The sequence below is a fragment of the Citrobacter sp. Cpo012 genome, assembly GCF_030333015.1.
GTDB lineage: Bacteria > Pseudomonadota > Gammaproteobacteria > Enterobacterales > Enterobacteriaceae > Citrobacter > Citrobacter portucalensis.
Window position 1 is genome coordinate 1 of the sequence record NZ_JAOWGR010000041.1, and the last position, 19441, is coordinate 19441.

Consider the following 19441-nt stretch of genomic DNA (forward strand, 5'->3'; position numbering starts at 1 on the left):
GGGTGGATCAGGGTAACAACCATTTTGATGTTGTCGCCCGGCATTACCATCTCTACGCCTTCTGGCAGTTCGATGGTACCAGTCACGTCAGTAGTACGGAAGTAGAACTGCGGACGGTAGCCTTTGAAGAACGGAGTATGACGGCCGCCTTCGTCTTTGGACAGAATGTACACTTCAGATTCGAACTTGGTGTGCGGCTTGATAGAGCCCGGCTTAGCCAGTACCTGACCACGTTCGATTTCTTCACGTTTGATACCACGCAGCAGAACACCAACGTTCTCACCAGCACGGCCTTCGTCCAGCAGTTTGCGGAACATTTCAACGCCAGTACAGGTAGACTTAGCAGTCTCTTTGATACCAACGATTTCAACTTCTTCACCAACTTTGATGATACCGCGCTCTACACGACCGGTAACAACGGTACCACGACCGGAGATGGAGAATACGTCTTCGATAGGCAGCAGGAACGGCTTGTCAATCGCACGCTCTGGTTCTGGGATGTAAGAATCCAGGAAGCCAGCCAGTTCGATGATTTTCGCTTCCCACTCTGCTTCGCCTTCCAGCGCTTTCAGAGCAGAACCACGAACGATCGGAGTGTCGTCGCCCGGGAAATCGTACTGAGACAGAAGTTCACGAACTTCCATTTCTACCAGTTCCAGCAGCTCTTCGTCATCAACCATGTCGCATTTGTTCAGGAACACGATGATGTACGGAACGCCTACCTGACGACCCAGCAGGATGTGCTCACGAGTCTGCGGCATCGGGCCGTCAGTCGCAGCAACAACCAGGATCGCGCCGTCCATCTGCGCAGCACCGGTGATCATGTTTTTAACATAGTCGGCGTGGCCCGGGCAGTCTACGTGTGCGTAGTGGCGAGTCGGGGTGTCGTATTCAACGTGAGAAGTGTTGATGGTGATACCACGAGCTTTTTCTTCCGGCGCGTTATCGATCTGGTCGAATGCACGAGCAGCACCGCCGTAGGTTTTAGCCAGTACGGTAGTGATTGCAGCGGTCAGGGTAGTTTTACCGTGGTCAACGTGGCCGATGGTGCCGACGTTAACGTGCGGTTTTGTACGTTCAAATTTTTCTTTAGACACGGCTATATTCCTTACTATAGTGCTCTCCCCTATGGAGAGAGCACGGGACTTAGGTTTTAATCCTGTGGATTATTTACCACGGGCTTCAATAACGGCCTGAGCAACGTTGTTCGGCGCATCGTCGTACTTCAGGAACTCCATGGAGTAAGAAGCACGGCCTTTGGTCAGAGAACGCAGCTGGGTTGCATATCCGAACATTTCAGACAGCGGAACTTCAGCATGGATAACAACGCCAGTGACGTTGGATTCCTGACCACGAAGCATACCACGACGGCGGCTCAAGTCACCGATTACGTCACCGGTGTTCTCTTCCGGAGTCTCTACTTCAACCTTCATGATAGGCTCAAGCAGAACTGGTTTCGCTTTCTTAAAGCCATCTTTGAAGGCGATAGAAGCGGCCAGTTTAAACGCCAGCTCAGAGGAGTCAACGTCATGGTAAGAACCGAAGTGCAGACGCACGCCCAGATCAACAACCGGGTAACCAGCCAGCGGGCCAGATTTCAGCTGTTCCTGGATGCCTTTATCAACGGCCGGGATGTATTCGCCAGGAATTACACCACCTTTGATGTCGTTGATGAACTCGTAGCCTTTCGGGTTTGAACCCGGCTCCAGCGGGTACATGTCGATAACAACATGACCGTACTGACCGCGACCACCAGACTGCTTAGCGTGTTTACCTTCGATATCGGTAACTTTCGCGCGAATCGCTTCACGGTAAGCAACCTGAGGTTTACCGACGTTCGCTTCAACGTTGAATTCACGCTTCATACGGTCAACGATGATGTCGAGGTGCAGCTCACCCATACCAGCGATAATGGTCTGGTTAGATTCTTCGTCAGTCCATACGCGGAATGACGGGTCTTCTTTAGCCAGACGGCCCAGAGCCAGACCCATTTTTTCCTGGTCAGCTTTGGTTTTCGGTTCTACCGCGATGGAAATTACCGGCTCAGGGAATTCCATACGTTCCAGAATGATCGGGTGATCCGGGTCACACAGAGTGTCACCAGTGGTCACGTCTTTCAGACCGATTGCAGCAGCGATATCGCCCGCGCGAACTTCTTTGATCTCTTCACGTTTGTTAGCGTGCATCTGTACGATACGGCCGAAACGTTCACGTGCAGTTTTCACGGAGTTCAGGATGGTGTCACCGGAGTTAACCACACCAGAGTACACGCGGAAGAAGGTCAGGTTACCCACGAACGGGTCAGTAGCGATTTTGAATGCCAGAGCAGCAAACGGCTCGTCATCGCTAGCATGACGCTCAGCAGGAGTATCTTTACCGTCGTCCAGAATACCGTTGATCGCAGGTACGTCTACTGGGGATGGCAGGTAATCAATTACCGCATCCAGCATCGCCTGAACACCTTTGTTCTTGAACGCAGAACCACAGGTTACCAGGATGATTTCGTTGTTCAGAACGCGCTGACGCAGAGCTTTTTTGATCTCTTCTTCAGTCAGTTCTTCACCACCCAGGTATTTCTCCATCAGCTCTTCTGAAGCTTCTGCAGCGGACTCGATCAGGTTCTGGTGCCATTCTTCAGCCAGTTCCTGCATGTCAGCCGGGATATCTTCATAAGTGAAGGTTACGCCTGCATCTTCTTCGTTCCAGTTGATGGCTTTCATTTTCACCAGGTCAACAACACCGGTGAACGCTTCTTCAGCGCCAATTGCCAGCTGCAGCGGAACAGGGTTCGCGCCCAGACAGGTTTTGATCTGACCAACAACTTTCAGGAAGTTCGCACCCATACGGTCCATTTTGTTAACGAACGCAATGCGCGGAACTTTATATTTGTTTGCCTGACGCCATACGGTTTCAGACTGAGGCTGAACACCACCAACTGCGCAGTAAACCATTACTGCACCATCAAGCACACGCATGGAACGTTCTACTTCGATAGTGAAGTCAACGTGCCCCGGGGTGTCGATGATGTTTACGCGATGCGGTTCATACTGCTTAGCCATACCAGACCAGAATGCAGTAGTCGCTGCGGAGGTGATAGTAATACCACGTTCCTGCTCCTGCTCCATCCAGTCCATGGTGGCTGCGCCGTCATGAACTTCACCGATTTTATGGTTTACACCGGTGTAGAACAGAATACGTTCGGTAGTAGTGGTTTTACCGGCGTCGATGTGCGCACTGATACCGATGTTACGGTAGCGCGCGATGGGTGTTGTACGAGCCATTTGATTCCTCGTTTATCTTTTAGGCGTTCAATTTAAGTAGCCCAAAGCGGGCTGCTTACTAGAAGCGCCCGCCTGGTGACTAAAACTCCGAAGGGATTACCAACGGTAGTGTGCGAACGCCTTGTTGGCTTCTGCCATACGGTGAACGTCTTCACGTTTCTTAACTGCAGTACCTTTGTTTTCTGCAGCATCAGAAAGTTCGTTCGCCAGGCGCAGAGCCATGGATTTATCACCGCGTTTACGAGCAGCTTCAACGATCCAACGCATTGCCAGGGCATTACGACGGACCGGACGGACTTCAACTGGTACCTGATAAGTAGAACCACCAACGCGGCGAGACTTAACTTCGACAGTCGGGCGCACGTTTTCGAGAGCTACTTCGAAAGCTTCCAGTTCGTTTTTACCAGAACGCTGAGCCAGGGTCTCCAGCGCGCTGTATACGATAGTTTCGGCAGTAGATTTTTTACCATCTACCATCAGGATATTTACAAATTTAGCCAGCAGTTCTGATCCGAACTTCGGATCCGGCAGAATTTTACGCTGACCAATGACGCGACGACGTGGCATGGAAATACTCCGTTGTTAATTCAGGATTGTCCAAAACTCTAAGAGTTTAGTTTGACATTAATATAAAACGTTTGGCCTTACTTAACGGAGAACCATTAAGCCTTAGGACGTTTCACGCCATACTTGGAGCGTGATTGCTTACGGTCTTTAACGCCGGAGCAGTCAAGCGCACCACGAACGGTGTGGTAACGAACACCCGGGAGGTCTTTTACACGACCGCCACGGATCAGGATCACGGAGTGCTCCTGCAGGTTGTGACCTTCACCACCGATGTAGGAAGTCACTTCAAAACCGTTAGTCAGACGAACACGGCAAACTTTACGCAGTGCGGAGTTCGGTTTTTTAGGAGTGGTAGTATATACACGAGTACATACGCCACGTTTCTGCGGGCATGCTTCCAGCGCAGGCACGTTGCTTTTTGCAACTTTGCGTGCACGTGGTTTGCGTACCAGCTGGTTAACTGTTGCCATTAAATAGCTCCTGGTTTTAGCTTTTGCTTCGTAAACACGTAATAAAACGACCTCATACAATATGAGGACGCAGAATTTTAGGTCGGTGTCGAAAAGGTGTCAAGAAATATACAACGATCCCACAATTACCAGGACATCTGGCTGGGATGCTTCACCGTAAGTCTGACGAAGTCAGTATAGCTAACCCTGACGACACTGTCTGAAATTTGACCACTCAAACCGCGAGCCTTAATGTCTTCTTCCAGTACATAGACCTTAATGGAGGCATTTTGCAGACTTTCAAGGAAACGGCTGCCTTCGATTGCCGCCGTCACACCATCCTGGAGCAATAAAAGCTCATCGTCTTTATCTACCAGGCGAAGAAGAGAGGAGAAATCGGTAAGCCACGCGGAGCGATGTAGTGTGTGCAGCATGAGAGTCTCAAAACCTTAAAATGACGTCAAAGTTGCCTAACTCACGGCGTAAATCTTCCGGTTCAAGCGCTGTCGCATCGACCACAAAATTAACCCCCTGCTGAAGGCCCCGCTCGCGTAATGAAGCGGCGCACAGCCAACATTGATCGATATCGTACAACCCTAACAGCTTGAAGGTTGCGATATAGTCTCGCGCCAGCACGGCATCCGGTTGTTGTCCCTGGAGGATTTGAAAGACGCCATCGCCGATAAAAAACACGCCGAGGTCTTCCGTTAATGCAGATGTCGCCAGCAATGCATCTAATCCTTCACGGCCAGATGCGCTGCCATGCGGCACGGTAGAAAAGACAAAAGCAACACGTTTCATCAGAACTGCACCACGCGATCGCAGGTCAGGGATGCCTCAGCCAGCGATCCAAGCCCGCTGAGGTTAAAACCTGATTGTAAATTAGCCCCTGCCAGTCCCAGCCGCTTTGCCTCAGCTTCATCAACAACGCCGCGACGCAACGCCGCCGCCACGCAGATATTCAGAGTTACACCATGCTGTTGGTTCAGCTGTTGCCAGGCCCGCACCAGATCATATTCATCACTGGCGGGTGAAGTCAGTAAGTTGGCGTTATATACACCTTCTCGATAGAAAAAGACGCTGCATAACTCATGCCCTTCTTCGAGAAGCGCATGAGCAAATTGCAACGCGCTGCTCGCCTGCTGCGTGCCATAAGCAGGCCCTGTCACCATGATGGCAAAACGCATTACTTGTCTTGCCCCTGGAAATCGCCGCTTTTGAACTGACGAATATAGAGGTAGACCGTATGTTTGGAGATGTTCAGCCGATCGGCGACCTGATTGATGGCATCTTTAATATCGAAGATGCCTTTCTCATATAAATTCAGGACGATCTGGCGGTTCTTCGCGTTGTTGGAAACATTGCGATCGGCATTCACTTCTTCGATCGTGAATTCCAGCGTCTGGGTAACCAGATCTTCCACCGAAGAAGCGAAGTTGACGGCAGAGCCCACTTCCGGGGTTTCCGGTGGGATAAAGGTATTCATTATCTGCGAGAAAGGAACATCAAGGTTCATGTTGATGCACAGCAGACCAATCACGCGATGCTCACGGTTGCGAATGGCAATCGTCACCGACTTCATCAAGACACCGCTTTTCGCACGTGTGAAGTAACACTTCGACACGCTGCTATCCGCACCCGTCATATCATGCAGCATACGCAACGCAAGGTCAGTAATCGGTGAGCCAATTTTACGGCCCGTGTGTTCACCGTTAGCAATGCGGATGGCCGAGCATTTCAAATCCTGCAAAGAGTGCAATACGATTTCACAATGGGAACCAATGAGCATCGCCAACCCGTCCACTACCGCTTCGTAGGATTTGAGGATATCGAAGTCGGTTTGATCGAAAGGACGTTGATCCAGCAAATCTAGCTCACTGGTTTCGTTGGTTAAAAGCGACCTGGACATGAAAAAAAGCACTCCTTTTCAGGAGCCTGTCGTTATGTTGTCAGGGCAGGCTCATCACTATTATAGGGGCATCTAAAGTAATACAGCGCACAAGGCGCTTTCCAGTATTAATTATATCCTGTCGATAATAAAAAACCGCCGCCCTGTGGGCGGCGGTTTCTGTTAGCTTATTTTTTGCTGCTGTCGGCAGCTTTATCTGCCGGTGCAGCATCTGGCTGCGCGTCAGCTTTCGGTGCCGGTTTGATGTCTAACAGTTCAACATCAAAGACCAGCGTAGAGTTGGCCGGAATACCCGGGACGCCCGTTTTACCGTAAGCCAGATCCGGTGGGATAACCAGCTGGATTTTGCCGCCTTTCTTGATGTTTTTCAGGCCTTCAGTCCAGCCAGGGATGACACCGTCAAGACGGAAAGACAGCGGCTCACCACGGGTGTAGGAGTTATCAAACTCTTTACCATCGATCAGCGTACCTTTGTAGTTAACTACCACGGTATCGCTGTCTTTCGGTGCAGCGCCAGTACCTTCTTTCTCTACTTTGTAGACCAGGCCAGTAGAAGAGGTTTTAACGCCTTTCTCTTTAGCAAATTTCTCGCGGTAAACTTTACCTTTGGCTTCGTTGTCAGCCGCGTCTTTTTCCATTTTCGCCTGAGCGGAGCTCTTCACGCGCGCTTCAAACGCCTGCAGAGTTTGTTCGATTTCCTGGTCAGACAGTTTGCTCTTGTCTGCAAACGCATCCTGAACACCAGCGATCAGCTGATCTTTATCCAGTTTGATGCCCAGTTTTTCCTGCTCTTTCAGAGAGTTTTCCATATAACGACCCAGGGACGCGCCCAGCGCGTAAGCGGCTTTTTGGTCGTCATTCTTGAATGCTGCTTTGCTGTCAGCAGTAGCGGCTGGTTTCGCAGCATCAGCAGCGAAGGTGATCGGGGCATGCAGAGCAACAGCCATTGTGGTCGCCAGCAGCGTTACTTTAAACAGTGATTTCATCCATATCTCCAGGGCCGGGGCATCTCACCCCAGGGTTAGCTAACATAAAAATGTACTATAAAGCGTTGCAGAACAAATCAACATACAGGCACGCCCTATTATCACCACTTTTCAGACTCTTTTTGTTTAAATTAGTTTCGTTACCGAAGATTGAGTGCTGTGCAAACAAGCAAAGTTAAGTAGAATTCGCCGCAGTCCGCGATCTGCCGGAGAAAAAAGAAAGAGGTGAATCATGCAGGATACAACAATGGAAACTCGCCTGGCTGAACTGGAAAGTCGCCTGGCATTTCAGGAGCTCACCATTGAAGAGCTCAACGTGACGGTGACCGCGCATGAACTGGAAATGGCCAAACTGCGCGACCATCTGCGTCTGCTGACGGAAAAGCTCAAAGCAACGCAGCCGTCCCACATTGCGTCGCAGTCTGAAGAGACCCCGCCGCCACATTATTGAGACGTAAAAAAAGCGGGGATATCCCCGCTTTTTTGTGCCGGATGACGACGTAAACGTCTTATCCGGCCTACGGTAGGCCTGATAAGCGTAGCGCCATCAGGCAATCATACCGATCAGTGGCAACCGCAGCCGCCGCCGTTACCTTTACCGCCACCGCCGCAGCAGCCTTCGCCACCGTGCTCGTGACCATGGTCGTGACCGTGGCCGTGACCACCGCAGCAACCGTCATGACCGTGGTCATGATCGTGGTCGTGACCGTGCGCACCGTGAACGTGGCCGTGAGCCAGTTCTTCTTCGGTCGCTTCGCGGATAGCAACAACTTCTACGTTGAATTTCAGATTCTGGCCAGCCAGCATGTGGTTACCGTCAACCACAACGTGGTCGTCTTCCACTTCGGTAATTTCTACCGGTACTGGACCCTGGTCAGTTTCAGCCAGGAAACGCATGCCAACCTGCAGTTCGTCAACGCCCATGAAGACGTCTTTAGGAACGCGCTGCACCAGGTTTTCGTCGTACTGACCGTATGCGTCGTTTGCGCCAACAGCAACATCGAATTTGTCGCCAACTTCATGACCGTCCAGCGCTGTTTCCAGGCCAGAAATCAGGGAACCGTGACCATGCAGGTAGTCCAGCGGTGCACTCACCGGAGACTCATCAACCAACACACCGTCTTCTGTACGTACCTGATAGGCCAGGCTGACCACCAGGTCCTTTGCTACTTTCATGATATCTCCTGAGCATGGAAAGAATAGTGGCGCAGATTGTAGCGGAATTCTGCACCCGTGTACCCTCTAGCTTAAAAAAAGCTGCGCCATATCGCTAGTCCGGATGAAAAATCCCGATCACTTGCTCTTCTTTGCGAACGTGCTCGCGCGCCTCTTTATCTGCTTCCCGCATCTGATGACCGCACTTAACACACTCAACAATATCGATATTATTTTCGCGCCACATCGCCAGCGTATCCTGCGACTGGCAGGACGGACATTTTGCACCTGCGATAAAACGTTTACGAATTGCCATGGTTATCCTCTACTCAAATTCATCCCAGCCATCCAGCTGACGTCGCTCTTGCTGCATCTCTCGTTGGAAAATTTCCTCCAGCTCGCGCCGGGCTTCCCTGGCTCGAGAAATTTGTACCGTATCTGTATGCATGGGGATCAGTTCCCGCAGCATGCGCATATCCAGCCGCCGAAAATGCAGCTGAGCGCGCTGAGCCTGGTGCGGATGCATTCCCAGTGTAACCAGAGTCTTACGCCCCAACTCCAGCGCACTGGAGAACGTTTCGCGGGAAAACTGCGTCACACCAGCCTGTAATAACTCATGCGCTTCTACACGTCCGCGCGCTCGCGCAAGAATATGCAAATGCGGAAAATACTGTTGGCACAGTTCCACCAGTTTCATGGTGTCTTCAGGCTCATTACAGGTAATAACAATAGATTGCGCCGCCTCTGCCCCTGCGGAGCGCAACAGTTCCACCTGCGTGGCATCACCGTAATAAACCTTATAGCCATATTTACGCATCAGATTCACCGCGCTGATATCCCGCTCCAAAACGGTAATGCGCATTTTATTGGCCATCAACAGGCGACCAATAACCTGACCAAAACGCCCAAACCCCACCACAATCACCTGCGGTTTATCATCTTCCACCCAGGGTTTTTCATCTTCCTCATCCGTGCCGTTAAACTGGCGGGAGAGCCATTTATCAATCAACTTCATCACCAGCGGCGTGGTCATCATCGACAGCGTGACGGTCACCAGCAACAACGCCATTTGGTCGCCCTGAAACAGCCGTTGCGAGGATGCCGTTGAAAACAGCACGAAAGCGAATTCACCACCCTGACTTAAAACCCCGGCAAATTGCATCCGTTCAGAGCTTCTCATGCCGTTAAGACGCGCCAGCGCATACAACACCAGCATTTTTACGACCACCAGCACTATCACGCTCGCTGCCACCCACAGAATATGGGTGTAGAGCACGCCGAGGTTGAGCGACATGCCAACGGAGATAAAAAACAGCCCGAGCAACAGGCCTTTAAACGGATCGATTGCCGTTTCCAGCTCATGTCGATACTCGCTTTCCGCCAGCAGCACGCCCGCAATAAACGTTCCCAGCGCCATTGACAGCCCCAGCGCATCCATAAATAGAGCAGACCCCAGCACCAACAGCAGCGTGGCAGCGGTGAACACTTCCCGCACGCCAGAATCCGCAATAAAGCGGAAAACCGGACGCAGCAAATAGCGACCGCCAATCAGCATGCCGGCAAAGGCCAGCACCTTCATTCCCACTTTGATCCAGTCAAAATGTTCGTCAGCAGAACCCGCCAGCAGCGGAACCAGCGCCAGCGCGGGGATCACCGCCAGATCCTGAAACAGCAGTACCGAAAAACCCAGTTGTCCGGATTCACTGCGGTTCATGCCTTTTTCGCGCATTAACTGTAGCGCCATAGCGGTCGATGACATCGCCAGACCAATGCCGCCAACCACTGCCGCCTGCCAGGAGAACGCAGTGAGCATCAATAATCCGGCCAGCACCACCGCGCTCAGCATCACCTGCGCGGCACCGACGCCAAAAATTGAACGCCGCAGTTGCCACAGTTTGGCGGGATTAAGTTCCAGCCCAATGATGAACATAAGAAAGACTACGCCCAGCTCGGAAAAGTGCAGAATTTCATCCACATCGCTGATGAATCCTAATCCCCACGGGCCGATAGCAATACCCGCCAGCAAGTAACCCAGCACCGGACCGATACCCAGCTTTGAGGCCAGGGGAACTGCAGCCACCGCCGCGAAGAGGAACAACACTCCCGCTGTCAATAAATCAGAACCTTCCATCAGCGGCCTCCCACAGGGATCGGATTCGCCAGCCAGTCACCATACGCTTTCGCATGGCTGTCCAGCTCCTGCTTCGTTTGCCGTCTGGCCCAGTAAACGATAATTGGGCTCATCCAGTGCATGCGGCACATACCGGCCGTTAGCTCGAAAGGACGCAGCACATCGCTCATTGGATAACGGTTTAGCGCGTCATAGCGGTAGGCACTTTCCGGTTCTCCGGTAGTGATAACGCTACGCCAGTACTTTCCCGCCAGTTGGTTCCCTCCAGGGCCGCTGGCAAATCCGCGGCTCAGTACGCGATCAAGCCATTCCTTTAACAGCGCCGGACAGCTATAGGTATAGAGTGGGTGCTGAAAAACAATCACATCATGCTCACGCAGCAGCGCCTGTTCATGCGGAATATCGATAAAAAAATCAGGATAGTGCGCGTAAAGGTCGTGCACGGTAACATTGCTGAGCTGCATGGCCGGTTTAAGCAGAACACGGTTCGCGACCGAGTCCTGAGATTCCGGATGGGCATACAGCAGCAAGACTTTCGCTGGCTGGAACATCATCCCCCTCCCGGTTTTGTCTTTTGTCTATTTTCGACGTTTTGGGCTACCATTGCGCCTCGGTGCGGCAAACGGCCCGCACATTACATTATCATAATGATAAATTAACATAGTCTGAACATACGGCGCCTTATGATTGTTTTCTCATCGTTACAAATTCGTCGCGGCGTGCGCGTCTTGCTGGACAATGCCACGGCCACCATTAATCCTGGGCAGAAGGTTGGCCTGGTGGGTAAAAATGGCTGCGGTAAATCTACCCTGCTGGCATTGCTGAAAAATGAACTCAGCGCCGACGCTGGAGGATTTACCTATCCGGGAAACTGGCAGCTCGCGTGGGTGAATCAGGAAACGCCTGCGTTGCCACAGCCCGCGCTGGAGTATGTCATTGACGGCGACCGCGAGTATCGTCAACTGGAAGCGCAGTTGAACGACGCCAACGAACGTAACGATGGACATGCCATTGCCACCGTCCATGGCAAGCTGGATGCCATCGACGCCTGGACCGTGCGCTCACGCGCCGCCAGCCTGCTGCATGGCCTCGGCTTCTCCAACGAACAGCTTGAGCGCCCGGTCAGCGACTTCTCCGGTGGCTGGCGTATGCGTCTCAACCTGGCCCAGGCGCTGATTTGCCGTTCAGACCTACTGCTGCTCGATGAACCCACCAACCACCTCGATCTCGACGCGGTGATCTGGCTGGAAAGATGGCTGAAAAGCTATCAGGGTACGTTGATTTTGATCTCCCACGATCGCGACTTCCTCGATCCGGTGGTGGATAAAATTATTCATATCGAACAGCAAACCATGTTCGAGTACACCGGCAACTACAGTGCGTTTGAAATCCAGCGTGCGACCCGCCTCGCACAGCAACAGGCAATGTACGAAAGCCAGCAGGAGCGCGTGGCGCATCTGCAAAGCTATATCGATCGTTTCCGCGCTAAAGCAACGAAAGCGAAGCAGGCACAGAGCCGTATCAAAATGCTGGAACGTATGGAGCTGATTGCCCCAGCGCACGTGGACAACCCGTTCCACTTCAGCTTCCGTGAGCCGGAAAGCCTGCCAAACCCGCTGCTGAAGATGGAAAAGGTTAGCGCTGGCTACGGCGATCGCGTCATTCTCGATTCGATCAAACTGAATCTGGTGCCGGGTTCCCGCATCGGCCTGCTCGGTCGCAACGGCGCGGGTAAATCGACACTGATTAAGCTGCTGGCCGGCGAACTGGCCCCAATCAGCGGTGAGATTGGCCTGGCGAAAGGCATCAAACTGGGCTACTTCGCGCAGCACCAGCTGGAGTTTTTACGCGCCGATGAATCACCCATTCAGCATCTGGCACGCATGGCGCCGCAGGAACTGGAGCAGAAACTGCGTGACTACCTGGGTGGATTCGGCTTCCAGGGCGATAAAGTCAGCGAAGAGACACGCCGCTTCTCCGGTGGCGAAAAAGCGCGTCTGGTGCTGGCGTTGATCGTCTGGCAGCGCCCTAACCTGCTGCTGCTCGATGAACCAACCAACCACCTGGACTTGGATATGCGTCAGGCGCTGACCGAGGCGCTGATCGATTTTGAAGGCGCGCTGGTTGTCGTCTCGCACGACCGTCACCTGATCCGCTCCACCACCGACGACCTCTATCTGGTACACGACAAGAAAGTCGAGCCGTTTGATGGCGATCTGGAGGATTATCAGCAGTGGCTGAGCGATGTCCAGAAACAGGAAAACCAGGGCGACGAACCGGCGAAAGAGAGCGTTAACAGCGCCCAGGCGCGTAAAGACCAGAAGCGCCGCGAAGCGGAACTGCGCTCCCTGACGCAACCGCTGCGTAAAGAGATTACCCGTCTGGAAAAAGAGATGGAGAAACTGCACGCACAGCTGGCGCAGGCGGAAGAAAAACTCGGCGACAGCGAACTGTACGACCAAAGTCGCAAAGCCGAACTTACCGCCTGTTTGCAGCAGCAGGCCAGTGCGAAATCCGGGCTGGAAGAGTGTGAAATGGCCTGGCTGGAGGCTCAGGAACAGCTTGAGCAGATGCTGGCCGAGTAGTCATCATTGCCGGATCCGACGCCAACACGTCTCATCCGGCATTTTTGTTGAATTATCCCTGTGTCGCCAGACGCTGGCGGATTTCTTCGAAATGCTCGCGGTTAAACAGCTTGCCGTTGAGAAAACGAGTTTTCAGCTCCCCTTCCTGCTCTTGCTCCCAGGTCTGTTCGTCATGCAGACGCAGTTCCCCTTGCTCATCACGTGTGACGCGAAGCAGACCACGGGCTGAACGTTTCAGACCATTATCAGTTTTCGGTTCTTTAAAAATCGTCCGGCCTTTGCCGTCGACTTCTCCCCACGTCGCTTTCATCGCAAAACCAAAGGTGTCACGTGTGTTGTATTGATAAGTAAAAGAACCAACGCCAAACACGACGTTTGAACTGGCAAATCCTTTCGCTTCCAGACGACGCAGGATCTCATTCGCTCGCTCAAGGGTGATGGAGTCGCCATAAATCAGTCCGACATGCGGGTCGAGCACCTTGTAACCTTTGGCGTTAATCGTGCCGCCAAAAATCTCCCACAGCACTTCCACGGACCCTTTCTCCTGAGCGGTACGATCGCTGCGGGTATCCTCATCTGCACCAGTACCACACAGGATCTCAACCGGGTTGCCGCTATCCGGACGGAATACCACCCGACCTTCACGCGCCAGAATGATGTTCTTCAGTTCGCGGGTATATTCCGTCAGCACCTGCCAGTAGTCCCAGGTATCAGAGACTATCGATACAAATCCTTGCGGGTAGAGATCGGCAATCAGGCGGCGGAAGGTTTCAATCTCATGCTCGCGCTCACCCATACACATCACGCTGTGTTCGGTAGCCGGAATGCTGGCGCCGATAAAATAGGGCTCGCCGTCGGTGTAGTAATCGCGAGCGTACAGCAGAGATGGAATACTGTCGGTCCCTTTAAAGCTTAACAAATGCCCACTGCCCGCCTGCATGGTGTCCTGTAATCCGGACATACCGCGAAATGAAAAGTCATGGCACTGGAAGTCAAGGTGCGTCAGGTCGCTACAGGTTTGCTCTGCCCAGCGAGCGCAGATTTTGCGGTAGTGGTGAGCTATCGTGGCATTTGTTGACGCCTTCCACAGCTCCGCCGACAGCACGGTCTCCAGGTAATTCACCAGCCAGAAAAACTCGGGTTGGGTGTTGATGATAGTTAAAACCGGTACCGCCATCGGGACTTTGCTGCCTTCATCCAGCGCCTTGATGTGCAGCGGCAGATAGCCCAACTGATGCAGTGCACGAATATGGTCCACCGCCACCGCATCTTTGCCCAGATAGCTGTCCATGACCTGTTTGTATTCGCTGACCACCTCGTCTTCCGGGCGGGCAAAGAACGCCTCATTAAACAGGTCGACTAAAAACCACTGCATAAAACCCTGCAGGCCGAAGAATACCAGTTTGCTATCCGCCAACGGCGAGGAGAAAAAGCGATCGCTGCGCGGGGTAAAGTTGGAATACACGCGATGGGTACCCTGCGGATACTGTACGCGATGAGAAACTTTGTAGCCGTCGATAGCCAGAATCGGGTTCATTTTCATAATCAGTCTCTCCCTCAGGCGCGGTAAATCGCGTCAATATCGATAAGCTCAAGCTGCGGATGTACCAACGCTGGGGCAGCTAAAGAGGTGGTGGTGTAGATAGCGTCAATACCGTTTGCAAACAGGTGATCAACGCCCTTAGAAAAGATACCGTGGGTGACATACAGGCTGACACTGCGGGCGCCAGCATCACGTAACACCTGTGCAGAGCCTATAAACGTACCGCCTGCGTCACACAGATCGTCAACAATCAGCAGATCCCTACCCCTGACGTCTCCGGCCAATAACGCAAATCCCGTCAGGCTGCCGCTTGCCACATCACGTTTTTTACTCAGGATGGCGTACTGCTCCACACCGGCTACTCTGGCTACAGCATCAATCTTCTTCAGCGATCCCGCATCGGGAGCAACCAGCATCAGCGCGTGTTGCTGAAACAGCCGCGATAATGACGCGCTTTGCATCAGGCAGACCTCCTGGGGGATCGCCACGAAGTTGTCGATTGCAGCAGCCGCCGCATCGCTGTGCGGGTCGAGCACGTTGACCTTGTCAAATTTCAACGTATTGAGCTGACTGGCGAAGACTTTCAGCGCAAAGCTGTCACCCGATACCATATGTCTGTCCTGACGCGCCCACGGCAGCCAGGGGAGGTCGAGATGGCTGACCAGTACATCCGTCTGATGACGTACCGCCTCAACCAGTTGCGCCAGCAGCATAAAATCGTTCATATCGCACATAGCCGTGGCACGGATGCGCATCAGGCGAGCAAAGGTTGGCAACGCATCGGTGACTTTTAACCAGACAGCACCATCAGGAAAAACACCGCTGGCAACGGCATAGGTCTGGTCGTCCAAAGTTAGTGTCAATTTTATGTTCATCGCGCTCACTCCTAATTGTGTCCCTTCGACACAATTAATAATGTCTCTGTGACACATATTAAGCAAGCATAAAATGAATTATTTTTAAGCCGTGAGCTAATCCACTGATAAGCAATGAGAAAAAACGAACCTTGCCCCCCGGTGTCGGGCTGGTACACTTGTCAGCGTTACAAATCATCGTGAGTACCTTATGACCACCGAAGCCGACTACCTGAATCAGTACGATGCCAGCCGCTTCCCTTCACCTCTGGTGACGGTAGATAGCGTGTTATTTACCCTGCATCAGCAGGCGCTGTGCGTATTACTGGTCGAGCGGGCAAACCAGCCGCAAAAAGGGCGTTGGGGATTACCCGGCGGCTTTATTGATATCGAAAACGATGATTCAACCCGCGCCACCGCGCTGCGCAAACTCACCGAAAAAACAGGCGTTTCGCCTTCGTGGCTGGAACAACTGGATACCTTTTCCGGCCCTGATCGTGACCCGCGCGGCTGGAGCCTGACGGTCACCTGGTTTGCACTAATCGCCTGGGTAGACTGCGCGCCCCATATCGCCAGCGTCAGTAATGCCCGTTGGGTGCCGGTTGATGAACTGAAAAACTATTCACTCGCGTTTGATCACGAGAAAATTATTACCGCGGCGCTACACCGCTTACGGCAAAAAACGATGTACTCGCTCCTGCCCGTATACTGCTTGCCGGAAACATTTACCCATGGGCAACTGCTCGAAGCCACTGAGGTGATCCTCGGCCAGTCGATCCAGCGTAAAAGTCTGATTCGTCGCTTTGAAGCGTCAGGAATGTTTGAAGATACCGGAGAAAGCGTGGCGACAGGGACGCGTAAAGCCCGCCTCTGGCGACGTAAACCCAACGTCGATTTTCATCTTTTCTCGCGTAACCTGCTGACTGACTAGCGACAAAATCACATATTGGCTAACCCGCACGCGCTGTGCGCGGTATAGTTATTCTTTCCGATTATTAATTGCTCCGGTGTTATGGTTGAAATCACGTCCACAGAAATGACCCCACCTACCGACGATTCGCGAGAATTCCGCCCGATGCGCGGTATCAGTAACCGCCATCTGCAGACGATGCTGCCGCGTTTAATTCGCCGCAAGGTGAAGTTCGACGCCCACTGGCAGCGTCTGGAATTGCCCGACGGTGATTTCGTCGATCTGGCGTGGAGTGAAGATCCGCAACAGGCGAAACACAAACCGCGCCTGGTGGTTTTTCACGGTCTGGAAGGCAGTCTGAACAGCCCCTACGCACATGGCCTGATTGAAGCAGCACAAAAGCGCGGCTGGCTGGGTGTGGTAATGCATTTTCGCGGTTGCAGCGGCGAACCCAATCGTCTGAACCGTATTTATCACTCCGGTGAAACAGAAGATGGCACCTGGTTTTTACACTGGCTGGAGCGTGAGTTCGGTCGCGTACCGACCGCGGCGGTAGGTTATTCACTCGGTGGAAATATGCTGGCTTGCCTGCTGGCAAAAGAAGGCAACGATATTCCGATAGATGCGGCGGTTATCGTTTCTGCGCCTTTCGTGCTGGAAGCCTGTAGTTACCATATGGACAAGGGCTTCTCCCGGGTCTACCAGCGCTACCTGCTCAATCTGTTGAAAGCCAATGCCTCACGGAAGCTTGAAGCTTATCCAGGTTCGCTGCCGGTGAGTCTGGCCCAGTTGAAATCTTTGCGCCGCATTCGCGATTTTGACGATCTAATCACCGCCAAAATTCACGGTTTCGCCGATGCTATAGACTATTACCGCCAGTGCAGCGCCATGCCGTTGCTCAATCGGATCGCCAAACCAACGCTGATTATCCATGCGAAAGACGATCCGTTTATGGATCATCATGTGATCCCGAAACCGGAAAATCTGCCCTCACAGGTGGAGTACCAGCTTACTGAACACGGCGGCCACGTCGGATTTATAGGTGGCACGGTGCGCCGTCCTGAGATGTGGCTGGAATCAAGAATCCCGGACTGGCTGACAACGTATCTGGAGACGTCATCATGATTATCCCCTGGCAAGATATCTCCCCGGACGCGCTGGACAATTTGATTGAAAGCTTTGTCTTGCGCGAAGGCACCGATTATGGTGAACATGAACGCTCGCTCGAACAAAAAGTCGCCGACGTCAAACGCCAACTACAATCAGGTGAAGCCGTGCTGGTGTGGTCTGAACTGCATGAAACGGTCAACATTATGCCGAGGAAGCAGATTCACGAGTAATCCGTAGCCGCCGGCCGACTTTACTATAATTACAACCATTTCATGGAGTTGTTATGTCTGCCAAACATCCGGTGATTGCGGTAACAGGATCCAGCGGCGCGGGGACCACTACCACCAGCCTCGCGTTTCGTAAAATTTTCGCGCAGTTAAATCTGCGCGCCGCCGAGGTGGAAGGTGACAGTTTTCATCGCTATACCCGTCCGGAAATGGACATGGCGATTCGCAAAGCGCGCGATGCCGGGCGGCATATCAGCTATTTTGGCCCCGAAGCTAATGACTTCGGCTTGCTGGAACAAACCTTCATCGAATACGGTCAGACGGGCAAAGGCCAGTCGCGAAAATATCTGCACACTTACGATGAGGCCGTACCGTGGAACCAGGTTCCGGGGACATTCACGCCCTGGCAGCCGCTGCCTGAACCGACGGATGTCCTGTTTTATGAAGGACTGCACGGCGGTGTCGTCACCCCACAGCAAAACGTGGCCCGGCATGTCGATCTGCTGGTTGGCGTGGTGCCGATCGTAAACCTGGAATGGATCCAGAAGTTGACCCGCGATACCAGCGAGCGTGGACATTCGCGTGAAGCGGTGATGGACTCGGTGGTGCGTTCAATGGACGATTACATCAATTACATCACGCCGCAGTTTTCCCGGACGCATATTAACTTCCAGCGCGTACCGACCGTCGATACCTCCAACCCCTTTGCCGCTAAGAGCATTCCATCACTGGATGAAAGCTTTGTCGTGATTCATTTTCGTAACCTGGAAGGGATCGACTTCCCGTGGTTGCTGGCCATGCTGCAGGGCTCATTCATTTCCCATATCAATACGTTAGTCGTACCTGGCGGCAAGATGGGTCTGGCGATGGAATTGATTATGCTGCCGCTGGTACAGCGACTGATGGAAGGTAAGAAGATCGAGTGATGTGGTCTTTTGCCGGATGACGGCTGATGCCTTATCCGGCCTACGCGTTTATATCCTGTAGGCCTGATAAGTGTAGCGCCATCAGGCATGGCATCACGCAGCAGCAACCACTTCATAGGAATGGGTAATATTCACTGCCTTTTCCAGCATCAACGCCACGGAGCAGTATTTTTCCGCTGAAAGATCGACGGCGCGGGAGACTGACGCATCTTTCAGATCGTTACCCGTTACGATGAAATGCAGGTTGATGTGGGTAAACAGGCGCGGCGCTTCATCACGACGCTCTGAAGTCAGTTTCACTTCGCAGTTGGTCACATCCTGACGACCCTTTTGCAGGATCGATACCACATCAATTGCGCTACAACCGCCGGCAGCCATTAATACCATTTCCATCGGGCTCGGCGCTTTATCACCGGAGTTACCGTCCATCAAAATTTGGTGGCCAGAGGCGGACTCACCGAGGAAGGTTAACCCCTCAACCCACTTTACACGCGCTTGCATATTTCGTAACTCCAATGTTTCAATTTTCCTGACAGATTACGCGCACATAACAATTCTCGCAACGGAAGGCGACCTGCGTCATGCTGAAGCGAGACACCAGGAGACACACGGCGAAAGCTATGCTAAAACAGACGGGATGCTACAGTAATACATTGACGTACTGCATGTATGCAGAGGACATCACATTACAGGCTGCAGTATATTTTTGACAGCCCCTTTCCCAGGTAGCGGGAAGCATATTTTTGCAAACCCAGAGGCAGCGTCGTTTTCTGGCTCTGGAGACAGCTTATAACAGAGGATAACCGCG

Annotated in this window: 21 protein-coding genes and 1 pseudogene; 6 read left to right on the forward strand and 16 right to left on the reverse strand. The window is 52.7% G+C overall.

Annotated features, from left to right (window positions below):
• From tuf to fkpA, 9 genes are all read right to left on the reverse strand, one after another.
• On the reverse strand, positions 1–1097 hold a 1097-nt coding region (tuf, locus tag OGX90_RS16240), incomplete at its 3' end, for an elongation factor Tu (RefSeq protein ID WP_118262821.1).
• A 69-nt stretch (positions 1098–1166) separates the two neighbouring features.
• Entirely contained in the window at positions 1167–3281 is a 2115-nt protein-coding gene (gene fusA, locus OGX90_RS16245; RefSeq protein WP_286624299.1) for an elongation factor G, read from the reverse strand.
• A gap of 96 nt (positions 3282–3377) precedes the next feature.
• Complete coding sequence (gene rpsG, locus OGX90_RS16250) at positions 3378–3848, reverse strand: 30S ribosomal protein S7 (protein WP_003023657.1); 471 nt, start codon at positions 3846–3848, stop codon at positions 3378–3380.
• 95 nt (positions 3849–3943) lie between these two features.
• On the reverse strand, positions 3944–4318 hold the full coding sequence (gene rpsL / locus OGX90_RS16255; RefSeq protein ID WP_003023654.1) for a 30S ribosomal protein S12: 375 nt from the start codon (positions 4316–4318) through the stop codon (positions 3944–3946).
• A gap of 125 nt (positions 4319–4443) precedes the next feature.
• On the reverse strand, positions 4444–4731 hold the full coding sequence (gene tusB, locus OGX90_RS16260; protein WP_008786292.1) for a sulfurtransferase complex subunit TusB: 288 nt from the start codon (positions 4729–4731) through the stop codon (positions 4444–4446).
• Between the two features lie 7 nt (positions 4732–4738).
• Complete coding sequence (tusC, locus tag OGX90_RS16265) at positions 4739–5098, reverse strand: sulfurtransferase complex subunit TusC (RefSeq protein WP_003827771.1); 360 nt, start codon at positions 5096–5098, stop codon at positions 4739–4741.
• Positions 5098–5484: a sulfurtransferase complex subunit TusD gene (tusD, locus tag OGX90_RS16270; protein ID WP_286624301.1), complete on the reverse strand. Its 387-nt coding sequence runs from the start codon at positions 5482–5484 to the stop codon at positions 5098–5100. Before tusD ends, tusC begins: the two co-directional genes overlap by 1 nt.
• Complete coding sequence (locus tag OGX90_RS16275; RefSeq protein ID WP_003023643.1) at positions 5484–6206, reverse strand: helix-turn-helix transcriptional regulator; 723 nt, start codon at positions 6204–6206, stop codon at positions 5484–5486. Before OGX90_RS16275 ends, tusD begins: the two co-directional genes overlap by 1 nt.
• 167 nt (positions 6207–6373) lie before the next feature.
• Entirely contained in the window at positions 6374–7192 is an 819-nt protein-coding gene (fkpA, locus tag OGX90_RS16280; RefSeq protein WP_003827768.1) for an FKBP-type peptidyl-prolyl cis-trans isomerase, read from the reverse strand.
• Between the two features lie 232 nt (positions 7193–7424).
• Here fkpA and OGX90_RS16285 point away from each other — a divergent pair, with 232 nt between their 5' ends.
• Positions 7425–7643 carry a protein SlyX gene (locus OGX90_RS16285; protein WP_286624303.1) on the forward strand — a complete coding sequence of 73 codons (219 nt, stop codon included), beginning with the start codon at positions 7425–7427 and terminating at the stop codon, positions 7641–7643.
• Positions 7644–7756: 113 nt separating this feature from the next.
• Here the strand turns inward: OGX90_RS16285 and slyD are convergent, their stop codons facing one another.
• From slyD to kefG, 4 genes are all read right to left on the reverse strand, one after another.
• On the reverse strand, positions 7757–8368 hold the full coding sequence (slyD, locus tag OGX90_RS16290; protein WP_008786294.1) for a peptidylprolyl isomerase: 612 nt from the start codon (positions 8366–8368) through the stop codon (positions 7757–7759).
• A gap of 94 nt (positions 8369–8462) precedes the next feature.
• A complete protein-coding gene (locus OGX90_RS16295) occupies positions 8463–8663 on the reverse strand; it encodes a YheV family putative zinc ribbon protein (protein ID WP_003023632.1) in 201 nt (66 codons plus the stop codon).
• Between the two features lie 9 nt (positions 8664–8672).
• Positions 8673–10478, reverse strand: coding sequence for a glutathione-regulated potassium-efflux system protein KefB (gene kefB, locus OGX90_RS16300; protein WP_286624305.1), 1806 nt, complete (start codon positions 10476–10478; stop codon positions 8673–8675).
• Positions 10478–11029: a glutathione-regulated potassium-efflux system ancillary protein KefG gene (gene kefG / locus OGX90_RS16305; protein WP_003023629.1), complete on the reverse strand. Its 552-nt coding sequence runs from the start codon at positions 11027–11029 to the stop codon at positions 10478–10480. The genes kefB and kefG overlap by 1 nt, the downstream gene beginning before the upstream one ends.
• 132 nt (positions 11030–11161) lie before the next feature.
• Between kefG and OGX90_RS16310 the strand changes: the two genes are divergently transcribed.
• Positions 11162–13063 (forward strand): ABC transporter ATP-binding protein, encoded by a 1902-nt coding sequence (locus tag OGX90_RS16310; protein WP_003827754.1) that lies wholly within the window; start codon positions 11162–11164, stop codon positions 13061–13063.
• Positions 13064–13115: 52 nt separating this feature from the next.
• Here the strand turns inward: OGX90_RS16310 and OGX90_RS16315 are convergent, their stop codons facing one another.
• Positions 13116–14606: a nicotinate phosphoribosyltransferase gene (locus OGX90_RS16315; protein WP_286624307.1), complete on the reverse strand. Its 1491-nt coding sequence runs from the start codon at positions 14604–14606 to the stop codon at positions 13116–13118.
• Between the two features lie 14 nt (positions 14607–14620).
• Positions 14621–15481, reverse strand: a complete 861-nt coding sequence (prs, locus tag OGX90_RS16320; protein WP_286624308.1) for a ribose-phosphate diphosphokinase — start codon at positions 15479–15481, stop codon at positions 14621–14623.
• A 190-nt stretch (positions 15482–15671) separates the two neighbouring features.
• On the opposite strand from prs, the gene OGX90_RS16325 reads away from it, so the two are divergent.
• The 4 genes and pseudogenes from OGX90_RS16325 (at position 15672) to OGX90_RS16340 (ending at position 18633) form a co-directional block, all read left to right on the forward strand.
• Entirely contained in the window at positions 15672–16391 is a 720-nt protein-coding gene (locus OGX90_RS16325) for an NUDIX domain-containing protein (protein ID WP_008786298.1), read from the forward strand.
• A 35-nt stretch (positions 16392–16426) separates the two neighbouring features.
• Positions 16427–17495: pseudogene (locus OGX90_RS16330) on the forward strand (hydrolase).
• Positions 17492–17710 (forward strand): YheU family protein, encoded by a 219-nt coding sequence (locus OGX90_RS16335; protein ID WP_003023615.1) that lies wholly within the window; start codon positions 17492–17494, stop codon positions 17708–17710. The pseudogene OGX90_RS16330 and the gene OGX90_RS16335 overlap by 4 nt, the downstream one beginning before the upstream one ends.
• A 53-nt stretch (positions 17711–17763) precedes the next feature.
• On the forward strand, positions 17764–18633 hold the full coding sequence (locus OGX90_RS16340) for a phosphoribulokinase (protein WP_003827751.1): 870 nt from the start codon (positions 17764–17766) through the stop codon (positions 18631–18633).
• Between the two features lie 93 nt (positions 18634–18726).
• On the opposite strand, the gene OGX90_RS16345 is transcribed toward OGX90_RS16340, so the two are convergent.
• A complete protein-coding gene (locus tag OGX90_RS16345) occupies positions 18727–19134 on the reverse strand; it encodes an OsmC family protein (protein WP_003827750.1) in 408 nt (135 codons plus the stop codon).
• Positions 19135–19441: the final 307 nt, after the last annotated feature.

Bases quoted from the DNA above. Each gene is read 5' to 3' on its own strand.
- OGX90_RS16315 (WP_286624307.1), bottom strand. From the start codon at position 14,606: ATGAAAATGAACCCGATTCTGGCTATCGACGGCTACAAAGTTTCTCAT.
- prs (WP_286624308.1), bottom strand. From the start codon at position 15,481: ATGAACATAAAATTGACACTAACTTTGGACGACCAGACCTATGCCGTT.
- tusD (WP_286624301.1), bottom strand. From the start codon at position 5,484: ATGCGTTTTGCCATCATGGTGACAGGGCCTGCTTATGGCACGCAGCAG.
- OGX90_RS16295 (WP_003023632.1), bottom strand. From the start codon at position 8,663: ATGGCAATTCGTAAACGTTTTATCGCAGGTGCAAAATGTCCGTCCTGC.
- OGX90_RS16325 (WP_008786298.1), top strand. From the start codon at position 15,672: ATGACCACCGAAGCCGACTACCTGAATCAGTACGATGCCAGCCGCTTC.
- slyD (WP_008786294.1), bottom strand. From the start codon at position 8,368: ATGAAAGTAGCAAAGGACCTGGTGGTCAGCCTGGCCTATCAGGTACGT.
- kefG (WP_003023629.1), bottom strand. From the start codon at position 11,029: ATGTTCCAGCCAGCGAAAGTCTTGCTGCTGTATGCCCATCCGGAATCT.
- kefB (WP_286624305.1), bottom strand. From the start codon at position 10,478: ATGGAAGGTTCTGATTTATTGACAGCGGGAGTGTTGTTCCTCTTCGCG.
- OGX90_RS16345 (WP_003827750.1), bottom strand. From the start codon at position 19,134: ATGCAAGCGCGTGTAAAGTGGGTTGAGGGGTTAACCTTCCTCGGTGAG.
- rpsL (WP_003023654.1), bottom strand. From the start codon at position 4,318: ATGGCAACAGTTAACCAGCTGGTACGCAAACCACGTGCACGCAAAGTT.
- OGX90_RS16340 (WP_003827751.1), top strand. From the start codon at position 17,764: ATGTCTGCCAAACATCCGGTGATTGCGGTAACAGGATCCAGCGGCGCG.
- OGX90_RS16310 (WP_003827754.1), top strand. From the start codon at position 11,162: ATGATTGTTTTCTCATCGTTACAAATTCGTCGCGGCGTGCGCGTCTTG.
- rpsG (WP_003023657.1), bottom strand. From the start codon at position 3,848: ATGCCACGTCGTCGCGTCATTGGTCAGCGTAAAATTCTGCCGGATCCG.
- fkpA (WP_003827768.1), bottom strand. From the start codon at position 7,192: ATGAAATCACTGTTTAAAGTAACGCTGCTGGCGACCACAATGGCTGTT.
- fusA (WP_286624299.1), bottom strand. From the start codon at position 3,281: ATGGCTCGTACAACACCCATCGCGCGCTACCGTAACATCGGTATCAGT.
- OGX90_RS16285 (WP_286624303.1), top strand. From the start codon at position 7,425: ATGCAGGATACAACAATGGAAACTCGCCTGGCTGAACTGGAAAGTCGC.
- OGX90_RS16335 (WP_003023615.1), top strand. From the start codon at position 17,492: ATGATTATCCCCTGGCAAGATATCTCCCCGGACGCGCTGGACAATTTG.
- tusC (WP_003827771.1), bottom strand. From the start codon at position 5,098: ATGAAACGTGTTGCTTTTGTCTTTTCTACCGTGCCGCATGGCAGCGCA.
- OGX90_RS16275 (WP_003023643.1), bottom strand. From the start codon at position 6,206: ATGTCCAGGTCGCTTTTAACCAACGAAACCAGTGAGCTAGATTTGCTG.
- tusB (WP_008786292.1), bottom strand. From the start codon at position 4,731: ATGCTGCACACACTACATCGCTCCGCGTGGCTTACCGATTTCTCCTCT.